The organism is Streptomyces sp. NPDC051913 (genome assembly GCF_044593635.1).
Lineage (GTDB): Bacteria > Actinomycetota > Actinomycetes > Streptomycetales > Streptomycetaceae > Streptomyces.
The window spans coordinates 123,054-144,901 of record NZ_JBIUCI010000015.1 but is presented as its reverse complement, the minus strand read 5'-3'; the positions used below and the strand labels follow the sequence as shown (position 1 = coordinate 144,901).

The window sequence follows — 21,848 nt, the reverse complement described above, 5'->3', positions numbered from 1 at the left end:
TTTCAGTAGGTGACGGGGTCAGTCCTGGGCGCGGCCGGTGGTGACGCGGGCGATCATGAGGGCCAGGAGGATGATTCCGCCGTAGATGGCGTCGATCCAGAAGGACGGCACCTGGGCCATGGTGAGCATCGTCTTGACGACACCCAACAGGAGTACGCCGGTCAGGGCGCCGAACATGGTCCCCCGGCCGCCGTCGAGGCTGATGCCTCCGATGACGGCCGCGGCGAACACCGTGAAGATCATGTTCTGGCCCTGGTTGGCGCCGATGGCACCGACGTAGCCGGTGTACATGAGGCCGCCGATCGAGGCGAGCACCCCGGCGACGACATAGACCCCGAGCCGGACGCGGTCGACCCGGACACCGGCCGCGCGGGCCGCCTCCAGGTTGCCGCCGATCGCGTACAGCGCGCGGCCGATCCGGTGGTACTTGAGGACGAGCCCGGCCACCGCGAAGGCCACGGCGGCCACCCACACCGACATCGGGATCCGCAGGAAGGTGGTGGTGGCGAGCGAGAAGAACGCGTCCGGCATGCCGAACAGCGTCTTGCCCTTGGTGGCGCCGACCAGGAGTCCCCGCAGGATGATCAGCATGGCCAGGGTGACGATGAAGGCGTTGAGTTTCACCTTCACCACGAGAACGCCGTTGAACGCCCCGATGACCGCTCCCACCAGGGGGATGGCCAGCAGGGCGACCGCGGCGGGCAGCTCGGTGCCCCAGCCGGCCTGCGCGGCGGGCAGCACCAGGAGCGCCGCCACCGCCGGAGCGATGCCGACCACCGACTCCAGTGACAGGTCGAACTTGCCGGTGATGAGTACCAGCGACTCGGCGAGCACGACCATCGCGAGCGCGGCGGACGAGGCCAGGATGGAGACCAGGGTGGCTTCGGTGAGGAAGGAGTCGTTGAGTACCGCGCCGAGCACGAGGAGCAGCAACAGCGCGGGGACGAGGGCCAGTTCGCGCGCCCTGCGCAACAGCACCGCACGAGCCGCCCCCGCCTCGGGCACGCGCGGCTGCTTCACCGGCGGAGCCTTGGTGTCAGCCATGGTGGTCCACTCCTTCGATGGAGGCGATCAGCTCGTGGTCGCGCCAGCCGGCCGCGTGCTCGGCGACCACGCGGCCGTGGAAGAGGACGAGGACGCGGTCGCAGCGGCGCAGGTCGTCGAGTTCGTCGGAGACGACGAGTACGGCGGTGCCGTCGTCGCGGGCGCTGTCCACGTGGGCGAGCAGCGACTCCTTGGACTTCACGTCGACGCCCGCGGTGGGGTTGATGAGGACGAGGAGACGGGGGTCGGAGGCGAGGGCGCGAGCCATCACGACCTTCTGCGCGTTGCCGCCGGACAGGTCGGAGACGGGCTGGTCGGGGCCTTCGGTGTGGATGTCGAGGCGGTCGATCAGCTCGGTGGCGCAGCCCCGTCTGCGTTCGCTGCCGACGAAGCCGAAGCGGCCGAGCCGGTCCAGGACGCTCATGGTGGCGTTGTCACCGACGCTCATGCCGAAGACGAGGCCCTGTCCGTGCCGGTCGCGGGGCACGCAGCCGACGCCTGCCTTCAGGGCGGCCTGTACATCGCCGAACGGCAGCTGTGCGCCGTCGAGTCGGGCGGTGCCGCTCGTCGGTGTGTGCAGCCCCGTGAAGGACTCGGCGAGCTCGATCTTGCCGCTGCCGCTGATACCGGCGAGCCCGACGACCTCGCCGCGGCGGACGGTCAGGTCGATGTCCTGGTAGGCGTCGGAGGTGAGCCCGCGGGCGTCGAGCAGGACGGGAGCGCCGGCGTCGACGGAGCGCCCTCGTACGGCGTGTTCGGCGACCGTCTCCCCCGCCATGGCCTCCACCAGCGCGGCCCGTGGCAGGTCCGCCACGGGTGCCGTGGTGATCCAGCGGGCGTCGCGCAGGACGGTGACGGTCTGGCAGACCTCGTACACCTCCTGGAGGTGGTGGGAGATGAAGAGGAAGGTGACGCCGGATTCCTGGAGGGCCCGCATCCGGGTGAAGAGGCGTTCGATCTCCCGGTTGTCGAGCTGGGCGGTCGGTTCGTCGAGGACGATGAAGCGGGCGCCGAAGCTCAACGCCCGGGCGATCTCCACCATTTGGCGGTCCTCGACCTTGAGGTCGGCGGTGCGGGCCTCCGGGTCGACGTGGACGCCCCAGGTGCCGAGGAGTTCGGCGGCGTCGCGGCGGAGCCTTCGCCAGCTGATGAATCCGCGATGCAGGGGCTGGCGGTTGATGAACAGGTTCTCGGCGACGGTGAGTTCGGGGACGACGGTCGGCTTCTGGTAGACGCAGGCGACCTTGCGCCGCCAGGCGTCCCGGTCGGCGAGCGCGGGGGCGGGTCCGCCGTCGAAGCGGACCGTTCCCTCGTCCGGGGACTGGAGGCCGGTGAGGATGTTCACCAGCGTGGACTTGCCGGCGCCGTTGCGGCCGACGAGGGCGTGGGACTCGCGCGGCAGCACGGTGAGGCGGCCGTCGGCGAGGGCGGTGGTCGGGCCGTACCGCTTGACGATGCCCTGGGCTTCTACGAGTGCCGTGGTCATTTGACGGTGTTGCCCCACAGGTCGGGGTCGTCGACGTTGTCCTTGGTGACCAGGGGCGCGGGGAGCTGGTCCTCCAGGATGCCGCTGGGCAGTTCGACGATCGTCGAGTCGTGGTCCGTGGGGCCGGGCTTGAAGGTCTCCCCCTTCATCGCCGCCTTGATGTAGTACATGCCGTACTTGGCGTACAGGTCCGCGGGCTGGGAGACGGTGGCGTCGATCTCGCCCTTGCGGATGGCGTCGTACTCCTGCGGGATGCCGTCGTTGGAGACGATGGTGATGTGCCCGGACTGCCCGGCGGTCTTCAGCATGCCCTTGGACTTCAGGGTCTGGAGGGTCGGCGCGAGGTAGACGCCGCCGGCCTGCATGTAGATGCCCTTGATGTCGGGGTTGGAGTTCAGCAGGGTGTCGAGTTTCGATGCGGCCGCGTCGGACTCCCACTTGGCGGGGATCTCCAGCACCTTCAGCTTCGGGAAGTTCTTCTTCACACAGGCCCGGAACGCCTCCGAGCGGTCCCGGCCGTTGACCGAGGCGAGGTCGCCCATGATCTGCACGACCTTGCCGGAGGGGATCTGCTTGCCGAGGTACTGGCAGGCCTTCTCGCCGTACGCGACGTTGTTCGCGCGCACGACCATGGCGACCTTGCCCTTGTCGGGGGCCACGTCCACGGCGACCACGGGTACGCCCTTGCGTTCCGCCTGGTCCAGGCCGGCTTCGATGGCGGCGCTGTCCAGCGGGGCGACGACCAGGCCCTCGACGCCCTGGTTGAGTTCGGTGTTGATGTCGGTGATCTGCTGCGAGGGATCACTGTTGGAGTTCACCGTCTTGAGCGCGTCGACGCCCTCGGACTTCGCCATCTTCGGGACGTAGTCGTTGTACGACTGCCAGAACGGCGAGGTGAGCAGGGGCAGGATCACCCCGACCTTGCCGTTCCCGTCGCCCGCGGCGGTGGTGGAACCGCCGGTGTCCTTGGTGCTGCCGCATGCCGTGAGCGCGAGCCCCGCGCAGGCGGCCGCAGCCGTCGTACGCACCGCCCACGCGGACATGCGCCTGTCACGCCGTCCGTTCCGCACTGTCCAGCCGGCCATCTCTCAGCTCCTCGTCGAGCGTGATCGAGCAGATGCCCGCATATTTATCAGACCACTTCGCCTCCACAACACCCTGTGGAGCCAATTTTCCGTGCGCTCGGGCCATAGTGGTCAGACCACCTCGATGGTTAGACTGCGGCGCACGGCGAGTGGAGGAGTGGTGGCGTGGAGGAGACCCCGCAGAAGGGCACGGTGACCCAGCGGGCGATCGAGCAGATCAAGGCGATGATCGCCCAGGGCAGCCTGGAGCCCGGGCAGCGGCTGCCCACGGAACGGGATCTGGCCGTGCAGCTGGGGATCTCGCGCAGCTCGATGCGGGAGGCGATCCGCGCGCTGACGGTGCTGGGGGTGCTGGAGGCCCGGCACGGTTCGGGCATCTACGTCACGCAGTTGGAGGCGGGTGACCTGCTGGAGACGTTCGGCGTGGTCGCCGATCTGTCCCGGGGCCCGCGTCTGGTGGAGCTGCTGGAGGTGCGCCGCATCCTGGAGTCGACGGCGACCGCGCTGGCGGCGGCCCGCATCACCCCGGACCAGCTGGCCGAGGTGGAGAAACACCTCACGGCGATGAACGCCACCGACGATCCCGAGGAGATCCTCGCCCACGACCTCGCCTTCCACCGCGAGATCGCCCTGGCCGCCGGCAACGACACCATGGCCGCGATCCTGGAGGGCCTGTCCTCACGCACCTTCCGGGCCCGGGTGTGGCGCGGCTACCAGGAAGAGGGTGCCTTCGAGCGGACGCGGCGGGAACACGCCGCGATCCATCGGGCGCTGGTGGCCCATGACCCTGAGGCGGCACGGGCCGCGGCGGCGGCTCATGTGGGTGAGGTGGAGCACTGGCTGCGGTCGCAGATCAGCGAGGCCTGACCACAGCGGCTCAGTCGCCCGAGAAGCCGAACATCCCCAGGTGAGTCGGCTCATCGCCCGTGTGCAGGACGACGTACAGGCCGGTCCACCGCATCCGGCACTCGTCGAGGAGCGTCTCGTCGGGGCCGGAGCGGGGTCCCATGGACGCGTAGGAACGGGCCAGCGCCTCCTGGAACTGGTCGGGCGTGGGGTGCTCGGTGCCGAAGTGGTGTCTGACGCGCTCGGGCGCGAGCGGGCGCAGGGTGCCGTAGTCCCGGACGTCGTGGTCCGAGGGGGCGGTGGCCGTGTGGACGACGCGGTCGATGTCCAGGATCGAGTGGGTTCCCTCCTCGCCCATGAACTCCTCGTCCGCCCAGAGCTCCTCAAGGCTCCCGTACGTGTCGTCGTCGCCGTACTCCTCCTGGAAGACCTGCGCGTGCAGCGCCTCCAGTGACTCCTCGACGGTCCCCTTGAACGGGGTGACGTACTCCCAACCGCTGGCACCCATGTCCCCACCTCCCGATGCCGCATCCGCAAGATCGATGTCACCTTACGGACAGCCACTGACAACGCGGGGCGTGGGCGGTCAGCCAGGGAGCATCCGGGTCTGTCCCGCGGGGAGCTTGCTCCACCAGTGGGCGTACCGGCTGTAGACCCGTGGGTCCCGGTCCGCCAGGAGGGCGAGCAGGGCGCGTGCCTCCTCCGCCAGCCCGTCCCATGCCGCGTCCGGGAGGTCGTGGAAGGCCGTCGCCTCGATGCCGCCCTCCACGGCGCGCCACACACCGGCCACGTACCCGTCGACCAGCAGGGTCGGCAGGACGTCGCCGTTGACCCGGGTCACCAGCTTGCGGTAGTCGGGCGGGATCACCCGGCTGCGGTCGTCGTAGGCCAGCAGGACGCTGTCCCACATGGGGAGGAGACGAGGTGGGGCGGGGGTGTCGGCGGGTGGGCGCGGGGCGGACCGGACGTCGTACAGCGTCCTCCCGTCGGGGCCGGCCCACACCTCCAGCGTCTCGCCGAGCGTCCCCAACACCGCCCGGACGCGGGCCCGTTGGACCATCGCGAACTGGGCGATGTCCGCCACCGACGCGGGTCCGAAGCCCTCCAGGTAGCGCAGGACGAGGGTGCGCAGTGCCGCTCCGGGGTCGCCGGTGAAACGGCCCTCGGGTGCGGCGACGTACGACGGGGAGTACTCGAAGGACCAGGGTCCGCCGGTCGGGACGTGCACCAGCGGGGCGTACGACCGCAGTCCCCACCACGCCCCGTCCTTCTTCTCCGCGCCCACCCGCTCCGCCAGCCAGCCCGCCAGGTCACCGTTCGACCGGGGCCGGGACGCGAACTCCAGGAACCCCGGCTCCAGTTCGGCCGCGTCCGCCGGGGTGAGACCCGCGGCGGCGAAGCGGTGGCCGAGCCGGGAGGCGTGCAGCGTCGGCTGCATCGCCTCCCGGACCGTGCCGTAGTCGTCGCGGTGGACCGCGTGCAGAGTGATCCGCAGCAGGGTCGCCTTCACCAGCGTGCGATCGGCGAAGGCCGCGTCCAGCTCGGCCGGGTCGAAGCCGTCGAGCCGGTTCCACAGCGCGAGATACGGCGACGCGGGCTGCTGGGCCTGGAGGGCGAGGAGGCGCCGGACCGCGGCGGCGACTCCCAGTGGCTCCCGGCGCAGCAGCAGCTGACGGGCGAGTGCGGCCCGGTTGAGTTCCCGCGCGGTGATCGTCGTCGAAGTGCTCGTCACACCCCGGATTCTGCCCTCCTCAGACGCAGGGTGACGAGCTGGAAGGGACGCAGGCGCAGCGGCACGCGGTTGCCGTCCCGGGTCACCGTTTCCGGCAGCGGCCGCTCCAGGAGGTCGGTCGCCGTCACGTCCGCCACCTCGAACCCGGCCGTCAGGGTGGCCCTGGCCCGTCCACCGTGCGCCTCGTGCAGCCGTACGACCACGTCGCCGCTGCCGTCGTCGGCCAGCTTCACCGCCGTGATCACGACCGCGTCCTGGTCGGCCGTGACCAGCGGGGCCACCTCGCCGGCGCCGGTGGTCCGGCGCTGCGGGAGGTTGATCCGCCAGCCCTCACGGACCGCGTCGGCGATGCCCGCGCCGGGGATCAGCGCGTGCCGGAAGCGGTGGACGCCCTGGTCGGTCTCGGGGTCGGGGAAGCGCGGGGCACGGAGGAGGGAGACCCGGACGGTGGTCGTGGTACCGCCGTCGCCGTCCGTGCGCACCGTGCGGGTCACGTCGTGGCCGTACGTCGAGTCGTTGGCGACGGCGACGCCCCAGCCGGGCTCCTCCAGGTGGACGAAGCGGTGGTTGCAGGCCTCGAACTTGGCCGCCTCCCAGCTGGTGTTGGTGTGGGTGGGGCGGTGGAAGTGCCCGAACTGGGTCTCCGACGCGTACCGTTCGGCGTGCACGTCGAGCGGGAACGCCAGCTTCAGGAACTTCTCCGTCTCGTGCCAGTCGACCTCCGTGTCCAGCAGCAGCCGCCGCTCCCCCGGTGCCAGGGAGAGCAGTTGGGTGACGCGGGAGGAGCCGAAGGTGCGGACGATCCGCACGCCGTTCTCGCCGTGGGCGACGACCTCGTCCGCCGCCGTGAGGTCGGTGACCGTGTTGCGGTAGAACTCGTCCACGTCCCAGGCGTCCCACATGTTCGGGAAGTCGGGGTGGAGTTGGAGGAGGTTGGCGGCCGTGCCGGGCGCGATCGTCTCGCGGTCGGCCGCGATGTCGTGGGCCGAGACCACCAGTCCGTCGCCGTCGATCTCGACGCGCAGAAGGCCGTTGTCCAGGATGTGCCCTCCGGCGGGGCGGTCGCTGATCCGTGTACGGCCTTCGGTGACCGGTGTCGCGGCGCCGCCCGCCGGGACGGCGGCGCGGGTGTGCGGGGCGGAGTTGAAGACCAGCTCCCGGTCCCCCTCCCCCGCCAGGGCGCGCTGTGCGGCCTCGATGACGCCGGTCAGCTCCTCGGCGACCCTCTCGTACGTCCTCCGTGCCTCGCGGTGCACCCACGCGATGGAGGAGCCGGGCAGGATGTCGTGGAACTGGTGGAGCAGGACCGTCTTCCAGATGCGGTCCAAGTCCTCGTAGGGGTAGGGGAATCCGGTCCTGACGGCCGCCGTCGCCGCCCACAGTTCGGCCTCACGCAGAAGGTGTTCGCTGCGGCGGTTGCCCTGCTTGGTCCTCGCCTGGCTGGTGAGGGTGGCGCGGTGGAGTTCGAGGTACAACTCGCCCACCCACACGGGCGGTTCCGGGTACTCGGACTCGGCCTTCTGGAAGAACTCCGTCGGCGTCTCCCACACCACGGTCGCCGAGCCTTCGAGGTCGCGCAGACGGGCCGCCTTGGCGACCATCTCCCGGGTCGTGCCGCCGCCTCCGTCGCCCCAGCCGGTCGGGGCGAGGGAGTGCCGGGCGACGCCCTTGTCCTTGAAGTTGCGGGCCGCGTGGGCGATCTCGCTGCCCTTCATGGAGCAGTTGTAGGTGTCGACGGGCGGGAAGTGCGTGAAGATCCGGGTGCCGTCGATGCCCTCCCAACGGAAGGTGTGGTGGGGGAACTTGTTCGTCTGCGACCAGGAGATCTTCTGGGTCAGCAGCCACTTGGAGCCCGCCGCCTTGATGATCTGCGGCAGCCCGGCCGCGAAACCGAAGGTGTCCGGCAGCCACGCCTCGTCGTTCTCGATGCCGAACTCGTCGAGGAAGAACCGCTTGCCGTGCACGAACTGACGGGCCATCGCCTCCGAACCCGGCATGTTGGTGTCCGACTCCACCCACATCCCGCCCGCCGGCACGAACCTCCCGTCCGCCACCGCCTTCTTCACCCGCGCCCACACCTCGGGCCGGTGCTCCTTCACCCACGCCCACTGCTGCGCCTGGGACATGGCGAAGACGAACTCGGGCTCGTCCTCCAGGAGCGCGGTCATGTTGGAGGTCGTACGGGCCACCTTGCGCACCGTCTCGCGCAGTGGCCACAGCCACGCCGAGTCGATGTGCGCGTGGCCCACCGCGCTGATGCGGTGCGCGGAGGGCGCGGCGGGCTCGGACAGGACGGTCTCCAGGCGCACCCGCGCCTGGGCGGCGCTGCCGTTCACGTCCTGGAGGTCGACGGCGTCCAGCGCCCGGTCCACGGCCCGCACGAGGTCCCAGCGCCGTGCCGAGTCCGTCGGCAGCTCATGCATCAGCTCGCCGAGCACCTCCAGGTCGAGGACGAGCTGCCAGACGGTCTCGTCGAAGACGGCGAGGTCCATGCGGGTGAGCGTGTACTGCGGTTCGTCGCCCGCGGTCTCCTTGTCGCCCAACCGCGTGGGCAGGAAGGGGTGGTAGTCGAGGATGACGGGGTTGGAGGCGGCCTCGACATGCAGCCGCACCTCCTCGCCGCCCTCGACCGGCGCACCGATCCTGACCCACTGGTTGCGCGGGTTGAGGCCCTTCACCGGGGTGCCGTCCGGGCGGTAGACGAGGCCCTCGCACTGGAAGCCGGGCATGTTCTCGTCGAAGCCGAGGTCGAGAAGCGCCTCGACGGTCTTCCCGGCCCATGCCTCGGGGACGGTCCCGGTGACCCGGAACCAGCTGGTCCCCCACGGGGCGCCCCAGCGGGCGCCGACCTCGATCGGCTCGGGCTCGGCCGCCAGGCCTTCGGCGACCGGCACCGGCTCGCCGGGGGCGTGCCAGACCGCCACGTCCAGCGGCACGGACTCGGGGTACACGGCGGGGCGGATGCGCTCGTCGAGGACGCGCTTGAGGCGGGCCTCGACCAGACGGCGGTCGTCATGCATGCGGGGTACTCCAAGCTGAGGGGGTGGGTTACCAGGGGTGGGTGACGGAGACGGGGGCCGACGACGTGTACAGCTCCCCCACGGCACGCAGTTCGAACCGCGCCGCCCGCTCGCCCTGTTCGGGCTGGAGGCCACCGAGGAAGTAGGCCCGCTGACAGGTGCCGCCGAGGAAGCGCCGGGTGCCGTCCGGGAGGAGGCGGTGCAGCGTGTAGTGGCGTACGTCGCCGGGGGCGGGGTTCCAGGCGAGGCGGAGGTCGCCGCCGGACGCGGCGGTCACGCGGAACCCGGTGGGTGCGGCGGGGCTCAGGACCGTGTCCCGGACCGCGATGCCGCCCAGCCGCCAGGTCACGGGCCCGTCGGTCGCGGTGAGCCGCACCCCGAGCGCGTGGACGGTCCCGGTCAGGCCTCGGAGTCGTACGGTCGATGTCCGCCATGTGTCGCCCGAGTCCACGGGCAGATACGCATACGCACTCGGCTCGCCGGTGGCCACCGCGAGCTCGATCCGGACCGCGCCCGCGTCGGTCCGGTGCGTCACCTCGACGACCGTGTCAGCGGTGATCGGCAGGCGTGTGGCGTACACCTCCAGCACCGTCGGCGCGTCCAGGGCGCCGTCCACCAGCACGCTGCTTCCACCGCGCCACGCGTCCGCGAAGTCGAAGCCGACAGCGGGGCGTTGGCCTTCCGTGCGCACCACCCACTGTCGTGACGGCAGCCGGTCCTGGAGGCCGAGGTGGTTCCAGGGCGTGTCCGAGGTGACCGTGCCCTCCTCGTACCAGCGCAGCCCGTGCCCGGTGTTGAACACGCTCGCGAAGGGAAGCGACGTCACCGTCGACCGGTCGGCGACGGACACGGCCGGCGCCCGCCAGGGGTCCGTGGCGTCCGGCCGGGACGGGTCGAGCGAACGGCCGCTCCAGAAGCGGTCGTCGGCGGCGTGGAAGTCCTCGGGGGTGCGGGTCGCGGGCAGGTGGTTGCGGGTCCACTCGGGGCGGTACAGCCCGATCGAGGCGATGTGCGCGCGTCCGCTCGGCACGATCGCGTCCCAGTTCACGGACTTGTCCGAGCCATTCGCCTCCACGTCCACGCCCGCCCACAACTCATAGCGGCTGCGCCCCAGTTGCTCAGCACGCGTACCCGAGGAGGCGAGACCGCTCGCCGTCCACCGGAAGTCGACGAACATGTCGTCGGCGGTCTCGAAGAAGGCCTGGTTGCTGCTGTTGAGGGCGCCCTGCCAGCTCACCGACCCGTTCACGGTCATCGAGTCGTACCAGGTCACCCGCTGCCCCCGGGCGGCGGCGAGGGACTTCAGCTCGCGCAGGAAGCCGAGCATGGCGGCCCCGAGCGCGCTGTCCCCACCCCCGGTCTCCGCGTTCACGAACCACCCGTCGAAGCCGTACGCCTCGGCCACCGCGACGAGTTGAGCGGCGAGCGGATACCGCCCGGCCGCGTCCTTCTGCACCAGATCCCGTGTCCACCGCAACTGCCCGCCGTAGGCGACCGGCGGCAGGAAGATGTTGCCGAGGACGGGCACGCCGTGCCGGTGGGCGGCGTCCACGATCGGCGCGTTGGGCGCCAGGATCAGCCCCTCACCGGAGGAACCGCCCCAGAAGACGAGTTCGTCGACGTAGGCCCAGTGCCCGAAGGCGTAGTAGTCGGCCGTCGGCGCGCCCTGCGCGGGGTTGCCGGACGTCGGCCCGAAGGACACCAGGGACTGGATGCGGGCCTGTCCGGCGCGGGCGGTCCCGTTCGCCGGGGTGGGGGTGAAGCGGGCGGCGAGCGGCACGGACGCCGCGTTGAAGGCCAGGTCGGGGTCGTCGGTGGCGCGCCAGGACTTCAGGCTGCGCCAGGTGATGCCGGTGCCGGGGGTGCCGGAGGGCAGGGAGTCCGGGTACCAGTAGGAGGCGTACGGCTGGAGGGCGGCGGCCTTCGCTTCGGGGGCGGCCCCCGCGGGCTGCGCTCCGAGCAGAGCCGCCGCGGCTCCTGCGATCAGCACGGTGCGTCTGGTGGGGTTCACGAGCGGGTGCCTCCTTGTGGGGTGGGGAGTACCTGGTCGGACGTGACGACTTCGGTGATGCCGCGCGCGGCGAGGTGGGCGGCGTCGGCGGCGTGCGTGTCGAGCACGGTGGTGGGGCGGGCTCCGTCGGCGACCAGCCGGAAGAAGGCGTCGTAGACGGGGCCGCCGGGTGCGCACCGTGAGCGCCGCGACGGGCGGGCGGGGACGACGAGGGCGGTGGTGCGGGCGGCCGGGGCGTAGGTGTGTGCGCGGGCCGCCTTCGCCAGCGCGTGGGCGATGTCCTTGGGCCGGCGGTCGTTGGTCAGCAGGCCGAGCCCGTATTCGAGCGAGGGGAAGTCGGCCAGTTCCCGGGACACGTCGTGGGAGCACCACCAGGTGATGCCCCACAGGTCGGGGCAGTCCAGGGCGTTGGCGACGGTGGCCTCGGTGAAGGCGGCGGCGTGCTCGGGCGGGACGAGGGGCGCGGGAGCGCCGACCTCCTGGAGCCAGACGGGCCGGTGCGGCTCGGCGGCCCAGGCCTTGCTCAGCTCGACGAGGTAGGCGGCGTGGTGCTCGGCCGGCACGGAGGTACGGCCGTGCCGCTGGGCGGTGCCGTTGAACACCCAGGAGTGCACGGCCGTGACCCCGCCGAGCCGGGCGGCCTGGGCCGGGGTGAAGGGCTGGTCGTCCTGGTACCAGGTGGCGTCGTACTCGGCGTGCAGGTGCAGCCGTCCGGGGGCGCCCTCCTCGCACGCGGCCAGCAGACGCGTCAGCCAGGCGTCGATCTGGTCGGCGGTGGCCCGGTCGGGGTCGGGGTGGGGGCCCGCCGAGAACTGGTTGACCTCGTTGCCGAGGGTCATGCCGAGGAAGTTGGGCCGGTCGGCCAGCGCCGCGGCGAGCGTCCGCAGGTAGGCCGCCTGGCCCTCGACGACGTCCGGGTCGGTGAACAGGTTGCGTCGGTGCCAGGTCCTGGTCCACGCGGGCAGGAAGTCGAAGCTGCTCAAGTGTCCTTGCAGTCCGTCGACGTTGACGTCGAGGCCGCGTTCGGCGGCGGCGTCCGTCAACCGCACGAGCTGGTCCACGGCGGCGGGGCGGATGAGGGTGCGGTTGGGCTGGAAGTACGGCCACAGCGGGAAGACCCGGATGTGGTCGAGGCCCAGCGCGGCGATCGAGTCGAGGTCGGCCCGGACGGAGTCGAGGTCGAAGTCGAGCCAGTGGTGGAACCACCCTTCACTGGGGGTGTAGTTGACGCCGAAGCGCACGGCAGCAGACATGCGTGTCCTTGTGACGGAGGTACCGGGGTCGGGTCAGCCCTTGACCGCGCCCTCCCCCACCCCGCGGAAGAAGTACCGCTGGAGGCAGGCGAAGAGGGCGATCAGCGGGGCCACGGCGATGACCGTGCCCGCGGCGACGAGGCGTTCGTCGCCCGCGAAGGTGCCGTGCAGATAGTTGAGGCCGATGGTGAGCGTGAACCGGGACGGGTCGCTCAGCACGATGAGCGGCCACAGGAAGTCGTCCCAGGCGCCCATGAAGGCGAAGATCGCGACGACGGCGAGGGTGCCCCTGACCGAGGGGACCGCGATCCGCAGGAACCGCTGCCAGACGTTGGCGCCGTCGACGTAGGCCGCCTCCTCGATCTCGTAGGGCAGGTTGAGGAAGGCGTTGCGCATCAGCAGGACGTTCATGGCGCCGATGCAGCCCGGCAGGACGACGCCGATCAGGGTGTTGTTGAGGCCGAGCTCCCGCATGGTCGTGAACTGGGCGATGATGATGCCCTCCACCGGTACGAGCATCGCCAGGATGAAGGCGAGCGTGGCCACCCGACGGCCCCGGTAGCGGAGCCGGGCCAGTGCGTATCCGGCGAGGGCGGAGCCGACGCAGTTGGTGACGACGTTGGCGGTGGCGACCTTCAGGGAGTTGAAGGCGTAGTCCCAGACGGGGATGGTGTCCGCGACGCGTTCGTAGTTGTGCAGGGTGGGGTGTCGGGGCAGGAAGGTCGGTGGTGAGCTGTAGATGTCCTCGGTGGGACCCTTCAGGGAGGTCGACAGCTGCCAGAGGAACGGGCCCACGGTCAGGGCGAGGACGGCGAGCAGCAGCACGTACCGGAGCGCCAGCTCCCCCGCGCGTACTCGGGTCATGACTCACTCCTGCGGTCGGCCCGCAGCACGAGCAGCATCAGCGCGACGGTGACGACGAAGACGACGACGGAGATCGCGGAGGCGTAGCCGACGCGGCCGGTCAGTCCGGTACCGGTGCGCTGGACGAGCATCACGAGCGTGGTGTCCTCGCCCGCCGGGCCGCCGCTCGGGCCCGCCATCAGGTACACCTCGGAGAAGACCTTGAAGGCGGCGACCGAGGACAGCGCCCCGACCAGTGCCATGGTCGAGCGGACGGCGGGCACGGTCACCGCGAAGAAGCGCCGTACAGCGCCCGCTCCGTCCACGGCCGCCGCCTCGTGCAGTTCCCGCGGGACGTTCGCCAGCGCCGCCAGGTAAATGATCATGTAGTAGCCGAGGCCCTTCCAGACCGTGACGGCCATCGCGCTCATCAGGAGCAACCACTGGTCGCTCAGGAAGCCGACCCGGCCGACCCCGACGGCCTCCAACAGGGCGTTGATGAGGCCGCGTTCGTCGAGAAGCCATACCCAGATCAGGCCGACCACGACGATCGAGGCGACGACCGGGGTGTAGAAGGCGGACCGGAAGAAGGTGATGCCGGGGATGTTCTTCTGTACGAGCAGCGCGAGCAGCAGCGGCAGGATCACGAGGGCGGGGACGACTCCGAGGACGTACAGCACACTGTTGCGCAGCCCGATCCAGAACATGTCGTCGTGCAGCAGCTCGCGGAAGTTGGCGAGTCCGACGAACTCGCCCGGGATCAGGGTGCGGCGGTCGGTGAAGGCGTTCACCAGGGTCGACACGAACGGGTACAGGATGAACGCGCCGATGATCAGCAGGCCGGGCGCGGCGAACAGCCAGGGGCTGGTGGGCAGGTGGCGCCGGACACGTACCGGACGTGTCCGGGGCCCGGTCGACGGCATCAGCATGGCTAGCCCTGCTGCTGGAGCAGCGTGTCGCAGGCCTTGACAGCGTTGTCGAGGGCTTCCTCGGGGCTCTCCTTGCCCTGGAGCGCCTTGGCGACCTCGTTGCGCAGCGCCGTCTTCATCTGTTCGCTGAACAGCACCGGCGTGTAGTTGACCGCGGTCTTCAGGGACTTGGCGGCCGCGATCCGCACCCGGGTCTCGTCCGTCCCGTCCTCCTTGGTGAAGTACGGGTCGTCGAGGGAGCCGGCGGTGCTGGGGAAGATGGCGACCTGCTTGGCGAAGGACATCTGGTGCGTGGCGTCGGTGACGTAGTGCGCGAAGGCGACCGCGGCGGGCTTCCGCTTGGTCTGCGCGTTCACCATCACGCCCATCACGTACATGTTGGCGTGGCCGGTGCTGGTGATCTGGTCGGTGATGCCGATGTTCTTGTACAGGTTCGGCGCCTGCTTCTTGAAGTTGCCGAGGTCGAGGGCGCTGCCCGGGTTCATGGCGACGGCCTCGGTGAGGAACTTCTTGCCGGACGACTCGGGGGTGGCGGTGAGTGCCTGCGGGTCGAGGGCCTTGGCGTCGTACAACTCCTTGTACTTGGTGAGGAGTTCGACGCCCTTGGCGTCGTTGAAGGCGAAGGCGGTGCCGGCCGGGTTCATGAGCTCGACGCCGTAGCGGCCGAAGTCCTCGATGGTGGGGACGTTGGCGAGGGTGGAGACCTCGCCGTCGCTGTTCTTCGCGATCTGCAGGGCGTCCGTGAAGAGTTCGTCGTACGTCCTCGGCGGCTGGTCGGCATCGAGGCCGGCCTTCTTGAACAGGGACTTGTTGTAGAACAGCGGCCCGGTGTTGAGGTACCAGGGGAAGGCGTAGGTGCCGGTCATGCCAGGTATCCGGTGGCTGGCCCAGGCGCCTTCCAGGTACTCCTTCTTGTACTGCGCCGCCGCCTTGTCGAGGTCGAGCGCGAGGCCGGCCTTGGCGAGCGGGGCGACGAGGTCCGGGGAGACGTTGACGACGTCGGGCAGGGTGCCGCCGGCGGCGTCGGCGCTGATCTTGTCGGCGTAGCCCTCGGCGGGCTGGTCGATCCATTTGACCTTGGTCCCGGGGTACTTCTTCTCGAAGTCGGCGATCAGGCCTTCGAAATACGGCTTGAAGTTGGCCCTGAGGTTCCAGGTCTGGAAGGTGATGTCGCCCTCGACCTTGCCGGAGGCGTCGGTCGAGCCCCCGCCGTCGTCCCCGGAGCCGCAGGCGCTCAGCGGCAGGACGAGACAGACGGCGGCGGCGACCAGGGCTCTACGGGAAACAGGCACGGCGAAACGGCCTCCTTGTGCGGCGGGTGGGTGCGGCGGGGCGGGTGCGGCGGGTTGGCCGACGACGCAGACCCTGCACGCCTCGCCGAGGGCCCGTCAATAACTCTCGCAGGGCTAATCGAATTAGTGACTAATGCGGTTTAGCCACTTGAGCGCTGAACCGCATTAGTGCATGCTGGCGCGGAATCTTCGCAGGAATGGGGAAGCACGTGTCAGGCAAGCGCTCACCGGCCCGACGGCCCACGATGAAGGACATCGCGCGGCATGCCGGCGTCTCCCAGAGCGCCGTCTCCTTCGCCCTCAACGGCCGGCCCGGCGTCTCCGAGGACACCCGGGACCGGGTGCGGCAGGTCGCCGAGGAACTGGGCTGGCGGCCCAGTACGGCTGCGCGCGCCCTGTCGGGCGAGGGCGCTGCGACGGTCGGCTTCGTACTCGCCCGCCCGGCGGACACCCTGGGCGTGGACTCCTTCTTCCTCCAGCTCGTCTCCGGCATCCAGGAGGTGCTCGCGGAGCGCCATCTCGGGCTGCTCTTCCAGGTGGTGGAGGACGTCGCAGACGAGTGCGCGGTGTACCGGCGCTGGTGGGCCGAGCACCGGGTGGACGGAGTGCTGGTGGTCGACCCGCGCACCGCCGACCCGCGGCCCGACGTCCTCGACGAACTCGGCCTGCCCGCCGTGGTGATCGGCGGCGCGCCCGACGAGCGCCACCCCGGTCTGTCGACGGTGTGGGCGGACGACGCGGGCGCGATGGCCTCGGTGGTGGACGAGCTGTACGCCCTCGGCCACCGCCGGATCGTGCACATCGCGGGCCTGCCGGGGCTCGCCCACACCGAACGCCGTATCCGCACCCTGCGCGCCGAGGCCGAGCGGCGCGGCCTCAGCGGGGTGCGGTCGGTGACCACCGACTACTCCGACGCCGAGGGCGCCGCCGTCACCCGCCGGGTCCTGGAGGCCGCCGATCCGCCGACCGCGCTGATCTACGACAACGACGTGATGGCCGTCGCCGGTGCCGCCGCCGCGACCGAGCTGGGCCGGTCCGTGCCCGGGGACGTGTCGGTGGTCTCCTGGGAGGACTCGGCGCTGTGCCGCATGGTCAGGCCATGGCTGTCCGCCCTGTCCCGGGACAGCGTCGAGTTCGGGCGGACGGCGGCCCGGGAGCTGACGGCCCTGCTGGACGGCGGCCCGGCGCGGACCGTACGGGTGCCGGTGCCGCGGCTGATCGAGCGGGGCAGTACGGGCGCGGCTCGGGGGGCCTGACGCCCGCCCGTCCCTCCTCAGACCCGCGACTTGTACAGCCCGAACTCCGCGACGTGCACCGCGCTCCGGGCCGCGGTGACCCTCAGCCGCCACCGCCGTGCCCGAACCGTCGTCGGCAGCAGCAGAATCCGGCTCGCGCCGACCGTTCCGGCCGTCACCACCTCCCGCCAGGCCCCGTCGAGATACGCCTCCACCACGAAGCCCTCGATCTGCTGACCGTGCCGGATGTCCTCCGCCAGCCGGACCCGGTCGACCGCGCGCACCGCCCCGAGGTCGACGGTCACCGTGCCCTGGGAGGTGACCGTACGGGCGCCACGGGTCAGATCCTCGGGCAGTTCCCGGTCCACGCGCTCCCGGAACTCACGCAACCGCGTCACGTCCGCGGCGGGCAGCAACCCGTCCGTGCCCGGCGGGACGTTGAGCAGCAGCACCGCGTTTCGGCCGACGGACCCGAAGTAGATGTCGGTCAACTGGTCGACGCTCTTGGGTTGTTGGTCGGCGTGGTAGAACCAGCCGTCCCGGATGGAGACATCGCACTCCGCGGGCCACCACTGGAGGTGATCCGTCTTCGGCTGGGCGGTGACCAGGGCGGCGCGGCTGCCCTCGTCGGGGGTGTCGTAGGACAGGGCCCAGTCGGTGCGCCCGTACTGGTTCTCCTTGACCGGGACGACGCTCCACTCGTCCTCGCGCGCGAGCCCGCTCTCGTTGCCGACCCAACGCAGGTCGGGTCCGGTGACGGCGATGGCCGCGTCCGGGGCGAGGGCGCGGACCAGGGTGTACCAGCTGTCCCAGTCGTAGCTCTCCACCTTGTCCGACGGGATGCGTCCCTGGGCGCCGTCGAACCACACCTCGTCGACCGGGCCGTACTCGGTGAGGACTTCGTAGAGCTGGTTGAGCATGTGGGCGCCGTAGTCGGTGGCGTCCAGTGTGTAGGTCTGCGGCGGGGTGCGGTCGTCGCCCGCGACGAGGGTGGGGACGGTGCGGGTCGAGCGGGCGCTGCCGTTGGCGTAGACGCCGTCGAGGTACTGGTTCTCGTCGGCGGGCGAGATGTAGACGCCGACCTTCAGGCCGTGCCGGCGCATCGAGTCGGCGAACGACCGCAGTACGTCGCCCCGCCCGTCGCGCCAACTGCTCGACGCCACGGAGTGGTCGGTGTAGCGGGAGGGGTAGAGGACGAAGCCGTCGTGGTGCTTGACGGTGAGGATGGCGAGCCTGAAGCCGCCGTCCCGCAGGGCCCTGGCCCACTGGTCGGTGTCCAGGTTGGTGGGCTGGAAGACGTCCGGGTCCTCGTCCCCGGTGCCCCACTCCAGGCCGGTGAAGGTGTTGACGCCGAAGTGCAGGAACGCGGTGCGTTCCAGCGCCTGCCAGGCGATCTGCCGTGCGGTGGGCCGGACTCGGGAGGCCTTGCGGACGAGGTCGTCGGGGGTGTCGTCGGGGCTGACGGGGATGCGGTACGCGGGCTCGGCCGGCAGTGGGGAGCCGAGCGCGGAGGTTGAGGTGAGGCCGGTCGCCATGAGCGCGGAGACCGAGCCGGCGACGAAGGTGCGTCTGGAGACGGTCATGGGGGTGTGGCTCCTCAGGTCAACTGCCATACGGCGGGCGGGTGCTGGTCGGGCGGGTACTGCGCGATGCGGCCGTCGGCCGTCACGCTCAGCGCCATCTGCGTGATGACGTTGACGAGGCGGTATCCGCCCGCGACCGGCTGCACCTGCCAGCGCTGCAAGGTGTTCGAGGCGGCGCAGCTGTCCCAGGTGGCCTGGACGCCCGGCTGGAGCGGCACGTTGAGGGTCAGCTTGCCGCCGCTCACCGCGAGGCAGCCGGACGGGCCGCGCAGGGTGACATAGCCGTCCGCGGTGCGCGCCAGGTCCGCGTCGAAGGTGACGCCGTCCGCCCGGAAGGTGTACGACCCGTCCGGCACCGGCACCGAGGTCAGGTCCCGCCATCCGGGCGCGTGCCCGACGGCCGTGCCGCGCGCGGTGAACCCGGCGTAGGTGGCGTCCGGGTGAGGGTCGCCCCAGGTGGCCTGGGCGATGTGACGCAGGGCCGGCCACAGCCGTACGGCGACCTCGTTCTCGGTCTCGCCGCGTCCGTTGTCCGGCCACAGGCTGATCTTCGCGCCGGTGACGCCCCGCGCGGAGGTGAGCTTCTCGCCCTCGAAGCTGCGCGGGTCCCAACTCTGGTCGTACAGGCCCTCGGTGTCGCTGTGGAAGCCGCCGCGGATGAGGTAGAGCGAGTAGGAGGCGTTCATCAACGGATAGCCCTGGGCGATGAGTTGGCTGGGCTTCGTCGTCACGTTCAGCCAGTGCTCGACGGTGGTGCCCGCTGTCACCGGGACGGTGTTGGCGCCGGTGAGCCCGTCGTTCCAGATGCGCAGCTTCCTGCCCTTGGCGGCGGCGTGGGCGTGGACGCGGTTGACGAAGTCGATGAAGGCGTCCTGCGGGGTGGCGCCGGAACCGTATCTGTCCTGGGCGTACTTGAGGATCTGCGGGTACTTGGCGAAGTCGGAGCCGAGCATGTACTCGTCGGCGCCCATGTGCCAGGCCGGGGCCTTGAAGACCTCGGCGTACTCGTCGATCAGGCTCGTGTAGTAGTCGAAGGCGGCGGGCTGGGTGATGTCGAGCCGGGAGGGCTGCTTGTCGCCGTCGGAGTCGGTGAGTTGGAGATCCGGGCGGTTCTCGATCCACGGGTCCATGTGCCCGGGGGAGTTGATCTCCGGGATGATCTCGACGTGGTACTTCTCGCCGAGGGCGACCAGCCGGCGGATCTCGTCCTTGGTGTAGTAGCCCCAGGTGTTGGCCTCGGGGTGGGCGTCGCTCTTCACCTTCAGCTCCAGGAGCAGCTGGTTGAGCTTGTGGTACGCCATCTCGCGGACGAGGTTCTCCAGCCAGGGCAGGGAGACGTGGATGTAGCAGGCGCAGACTCCGACGCCCCGCTCCTTGTAGCGCGGTACGTCGACGGTCCGTCCGGCGGGGACGCGGTCGCCCTGCGCGAGGAGTTGCAGGAGGGTGCGGGTGCCGTAGAAGGCGCCGGTCTCGGTCGCGCCGGTCACCGACAGCCGCTTGCCTGCGCGGAGTTCGTAGCCCTCGGCGCCGAGCGACTTCCTGGCCGGCTGGATGTCGACAACGATGTCCCCGCCGCGTGCCGTGCCGCCGACCACCGGGACGCTGCCGTGCCCGGCCGCCCGCAGATCGTCGGCGAGGGTGCCGGCGACGCGGACCTCGGCGGGGGTGTCCGCGACGAGCCGGGTGCCGGACCCGAAGGCGTAGGTGCCGGGCTCCGGGGTCCAGTCGGTGAGGGCCGGGACGGTGACCGGCGGCGGCTCGGCGGCCCGCTGCCCGGCGACCGCGGGGACGGGCGACAGGAGCAGGGCCAGGGCCGCGGCGACACCCACGAACCGGCGTCTGGGAAACGTACGCACACGCCACTCCAATTCATCGGATGGCTGATCATTGGACGGCCTCCAGGAGCTGTCAATGGGACCGGGAACCGGCCGAGTTGACTCATTGATCGGATGACCTGCGCGTCTCCAGAAGCCGCTTCGCGAAAAGTCCAACAACAGCGGCGCGATTGTCCAAGAAGGCGTCCGTGCGGGTGCCCAGGCAGGCCCCCCTCTCGACTCCACGACCGAGCCGGGGCACAGTTCTCCCTACATACTCGCCAGTACGAGGAGAGACCCGTGACCAGCTGGATCGGCCGGACCGCCGCCGAGATCGCCGCCGCCGTGCGGGAGAAGCGGGCGACGCCCCGCGAGGTGGTGGCCGAGCACCTCGCCCGGATCGAGCGGCTCGACGGCCGCGTCGGCGCCTTCCGGACGGTACGGGCCGAGGCGGCGCTCGCCGAGGCCGACGAGGTGGGCGCCCGTGCCGACCTCACCGAACTGCCCCTCGCCGGGGTGCCGGTGGCCGTCAAGGACAACCTCGCGGTGCGCGGCGAGGCCAAGCGCGTCGGCTCGGCGGCCACGCCGGACACGCCGTCGGCGGAGGACCATGTGACGGTCGCCCGGCTGCGCGCCGCGGGGGCGGTGGTCGTGGGCCTGACGAACGTGCCCGAGCTGTGCGTCTTCGGCACGACCGAGGGCGTCCACGGCACCGCCCGCAACCCGTGGGACACCTCACGCACGGCGGGCGGCTCCTCCGGCGGCAGCGCGGCCGCGGTCGCCGCGGGGCTCGTCCCGATCGCCCTCGGCAACGACGGCATGGGATCGCTGCGCATCCCGGCGGCCAACTGCGGACTCGCCACCGTCAAGCCCGGTCACGGCGTGGTCCCGGCGGGCGTCAGCGACGGCGACTGGTTCGGCATGTCCGAGAACGGTCCGCTGGCGACGACGGTCGAGGACGCGCGGCTGATGCTGGGCATCCTGGCCGATGCGGAGTTCGGACGGCCGCCCGGGTCCGGGATGCGCAAGGTGGCCGTGTCGCTGCGCAGCCCGATCGCCGGCATCGCGATCACCGCGCCCTACAAGACCGCCGCCCGGGACGCCGCCGAGGTGCTCATGAAGGCCGGCCATCAGGTGCGCCGCGCGGACCCGGCGTACCCGATGTCGCTGAGTTTCACCTCGCTCGCCCACTGGACGGCGGGCACGTCCGAGGACGCCCAGGGGCTCGACCGGACCCTGCTGACCCGGCGCACCCGGGTCCACGCCGCGGTGGGCCGCCGCTTCGTGAAGGGGGTCGGCACCGGCAGGAGCCGCGAGGAACTCCGCCGTCGCCTGGAACCGTTCTTCGAGGAGTACGACGTCCTGCTCACCCCGGCGCTGGCCCGCCGCTCCCCCGCCTCGGCCCCCTGGCACGAGCGCGGCTGGCTCCGCAACGTCCTGGCCAACACCAACTACTCGCCCATGACCCCGCCCTGGAACCTGACCGGCTGGCCCGCGATGTCCGTCCCCTTCGGCACCCTCCCCTCGGGCGCCCCCACCGCCGTACAGCTGGTCGGCCGCCCGGGTTCGGAGGCCCTGCTGCTGGAAACGGCGGAGCAGCTGGAGAAGCTGCACCCGTGGCAGCGAACGGCACCCCTGGACTGAGACCGGTCAGCGCCATAAGAGCGACGACGGC

The 21,848-nt window shown here is 71.0% G+C and carries 16 protein-coding genes; 3 read left to right on the top strand and 13 right to left on the bottom strand.

Features of this window, described 5'->3' with window-relative positions; translation table 11 throughout:
* Nucleotides 1–18: 18 nt before the first annotated feature.
* From ACIHIX_RS35865 to ACIHIX_RS35855, 3 genes are read right to left on the bottom strand one after another with little or no spacing between them, the layout of a single operon-like run.
* Entirely contained in the window at nucleotides 19–1,044 is a 1,026-nt protein-coding gene (locus ACIHIX_RS35865; RefSeq protein WP_399963704.1) for an ABC transporter permease, read from the bottom strand.
* A complete protein-coding gene (locus tag ACIHIX_RS35860) occupies nucleotides 1,037–2,530 on the bottom strand; it encodes a sugar ABC transporter ATP-binding protein (protein ID WP_399963702.1) in 1,494 nt (497 codons plus the stop codon). Before ACIHIX_RS35860 ends, ACIHIX_RS35865 begins: the two co-directional genes overlap by 8 nt.
* Nucleotides 2,527–3,615: a sugar ABC transporter substrate-binding protein gene (locus ACIHIX_RS35855; RefSeq protein WP_399963700.1), complete on the bottom strand. Its 1,089-nt coding sequence runs from the start codon at nucleotides 3,613–3,615 to the stop codon at nucleotides 2,527–2,529. The genes ACIHIX_RS35860 and ACIHIX_RS35855 overlap by 4 nt, the downstream gene beginning before the upstream one ends.
* 165 nt (nucleotides 3,616–3,780) lie before the next feature.
* On the opposite strand from ACIHIX_RS35855, the gene ACIHIX_RS35850 reads away from it, so the two are divergent.
* On the top strand, nucleotides 3,781–4,482 hold the full coding sequence (locus ACIHIX_RS35850; protein WP_399963698.1) for a FadR/GntR family transcriptional regulator: 702 nt from the start codon (nucleotides 3,781–3,783) through the stop codon (nucleotides 4,480–4,482).
* 10 nt (nucleotides 4,483–4,492) lie between these two features.
* Here the strand turns inward: ACIHIX_RS35850 and ACIHIX_RS35845 are convergent, their stop codons facing one another.
* The 8 genes from ACIHIX_RS35845 to ACIHIX_RS35810 all read right to left on the bottom strand — a co-directional run bounded on the left by ACIHIX_RS35845 (nucleotide 4,493) and on the right by ACIHIX_RS35810 (nucleotide 15,541).
* Entirely contained in the window at nucleotides 4,493–4,969 is a 477-nt protein-coding gene (locus ACIHIX_RS35845) for a hypothetical protein (RefSeq protein ID WP_399963696.1), read from the bottom strand.
* 78 nt (nucleotides 4,970–5,047) lie between these two features.
* Entirely contained in the window at nucleotides 5,048–6,193 is a 1,146-nt protein-coding gene (locus tag ACIHIX_RS35840; protein WP_399963694.1) for a winged helix DNA-binding domain-containing protein, read from the bottom strand.
* Nucleotides 6,190–9,213: an alpha-mannosidase gene (locus ACIHIX_RS35835; protein WP_399963692.1), complete on the bottom strand. Its 3,024-nt coding sequence runs from the start codon at nucleotides 9,211–9,213 to the stop codon at nucleotides 6,190–6,192. The genes ACIHIX_RS35840 and ACIHIX_RS35835 overlap by 4 nt, the downstream gene beginning before the upstream one ends.
* Before the next feature lie 28 nt (nucleotides 9,214–9,241).
* On the bottom strand, nucleotides 9,242–11,224 hold the full coding sequence (locus tag ACIHIX_RS35830; RefSeq protein ID WP_399963690.1) for an endo-beta-N-acetylglucosaminidase: 1,983 nt from the start codon (nucleotides 11,222–11,224) through the stop codon (nucleotides 9,242–9,244).
* Nucleotides 11,221–12,477: a glycosyl hydrolase gene (locus ACIHIX_RS35825; protein ID WP_399963688.1), complete on the bottom strand. Its 1,257-nt coding sequence runs from the start codon at nucleotides 12,475–12,477 to the stop codon at nucleotides 11,221–11,223. The genes ACIHIX_RS35830 and ACIHIX_RS35825 overlap by 4 nt, the downstream gene beginning before the upstream one ends.
* Before the next feature lie 33 nt (nucleotides 12,478–12,510).
* Nucleotides 12,511–13,341, bottom strand: a complete 831-nt coding sequence (locus ACIHIX_RS35820; RefSeq protein WP_399963686.1) for a carbohydrate ABC transporter permease — start codon at nucleotides 13,339–13,341, stop codon at nucleotides 12,511–12,513.
* On the bottom strand, nucleotides 13,338–14,249 hold the full coding sequence (locus tag ACIHIX_RS35815; RefSeq protein WP_399963684.1) for a carbohydrate ABC transporter permease: 912 nt from the start codon (nucleotides 14,247–14,249) through the stop codon (nucleotides 13,338–13,340). The genes ACIHIX_RS35820 and ACIHIX_RS35815 overlap by 4 nt, the downstream gene beginning before the upstream one ends.
* A 2-nt stretch (nucleotides 14,250–14,251) precedes the next feature.
* Nucleotides 14,252–15,541, bottom strand: coding sequence for an ABC transporter substrate-binding protein (locus ACIHIX_RS35810; protein ID WP_399963682.1), 1,290 nt, complete (start codon nucleotides 15,539–15,541; stop codon nucleotides 14,252–14,254).
* A 245-nt stretch (nucleotides 15,542–15,786) separates the two neighbouring features.
* Here ACIHIX_RS35810 and ACIHIX_RS35805 point away from each other — a divergent pair, with 245 nt between their 5' ends.
* Entirely contained in the window at nucleotides 15,787–16,797 is a 1,011-nt protein-coding gene (locus ACIHIX_RS35805; RefSeq protein ID WP_399963935.1) for a LacI family DNA-binding transcriptional regulator, read from the top strand.
* Nucleotides 16,798–16,814: 17 nt separating this feature from the next.
* Here the strand turns inward: ACIHIX_RS35805 and ACIHIX_RS35800 are convergent, their stop codons facing one another.
* Complete coding sequence (locus ACIHIX_RS35800) at nucleotides 16,815–18,359, bottom strand: alpha-L-fucosidase (RefSeq protein WP_399963680.1); 1,545 nt, start codon at nucleotides 18,357–18,359, stop codon at nucleotides 16,815–16,817.
* A gap of 14 nt (nucleotides 18,360–18,373) precedes the next feature.
* Nucleotides 18,374–20,215: a family 20 glycosylhydrolase gene (locus tag ACIHIX_RS35795; RefSeq protein WP_399963678.1), complete on the bottom strand. Its 1,842-nt coding sequence runs from the start codon at nucleotides 20,213–20,215 to the stop codon at nucleotides 18,374–18,376.
* A 258-nt stretch (nucleotides 20,216–20,473) separates the two neighbouring features.
* On the opposite strand from ACIHIX_RS35795, the gene ACIHIX_RS35790 reads away from it, so the two are divergent.
* Complete coding sequence (locus ACIHIX_RS35790) at nucleotides 20,474–21,817, top strand: amidase (protein WP_399963676.1); 1,344 nt, start codon at nucleotides 20,474–20,476, stop codon at nucleotides 21,815–21,817.
* The last annotated feature ends 31 nt before the right edge of the window (nucleotides 21,818–21,848 follow it).

What these genes read in the sequence shown, in the direction of transcription:
- ACIHIX_RS35865 (WP_399963704.1), bottom strand. Translation starts at nt 1,044, where the DNA reads ATGGCTGACACCAAGGCTCCGCCGGTGAAGCAGCCGCGCGTGCCCGAG.
- ACIHIX_RS35860 (WP_399963702.1), bottom strand. Translation starts at nt 2,530, where the DNA reads ATGACCACGGCACTCGTAGAAGCCCAGGGCATCGTCAAGCGGTACGGC.
- ACIHIX_RS35855 (WP_399963700.1), bottom strand. Translation starts at nt 3,615, where the DNA reads ATGGCCGGCTGGACAGTGCGGAACGGACGGCGTGACAGGCGCATGTCC.
- ACIHIX_RS35845 (WP_399963696.1), bottom strand. Translation starts at nt 4,969, where the DNA reads ATGGGTGCCAGCGGTTGGGAGTACGTCACCCCGTTCAAGGGGACCGTC.
- ACIHIX_RS35835 (WP_399963692.1), bottom strand. Translation starts at nt 9,213, where the DNA reads ATGCATGACGACCGCCGTCTGGTCGAGGCCCGCCTCAAGCGCGTCCTC.
- ACIHIX_RS35825 (WP_399963688.1), bottom strand. Translation starts at nt 12,477, where the DNA reads ATGTCTGCTGCCGTGCGCTTCGGCGTCAACTACACCCCCAGTGAAGGG.
- ACIHIX_RS35820 (WP_399963686.1), bottom strand. Translation starts at nt 13,341, where the DNA reads ATGACCCGAGTACGCGCGGGGGAGCTGGCGCTCCGGTACGTGCTGCTG.
- ACIHIX_RS35815 (WP_399963684.1), bottom strand. Translation starts at nt 14,249, where the DNA reads ATGCTGATGCCGTCGACCGGGCCCCGGACACGTCCGGTACGTGTCCGG.
- ACIHIX_RS35805 (WP_399963935.1), top strand. Translation starts at nt 15,787, where the DNA reads ATGAAGGACATCGCGCGGCATGCCGGCGTCTCCCAGAGCGCCGTCTCC.
- ACIHIX_RS35800 (WP_399963680.1), bottom strand. Translation starts at nt 18,359, where the DNA reads ATGACCGTCTCCAGACGCACCTTCGTCGCCGGCTCGGTCTCCGCGCTC.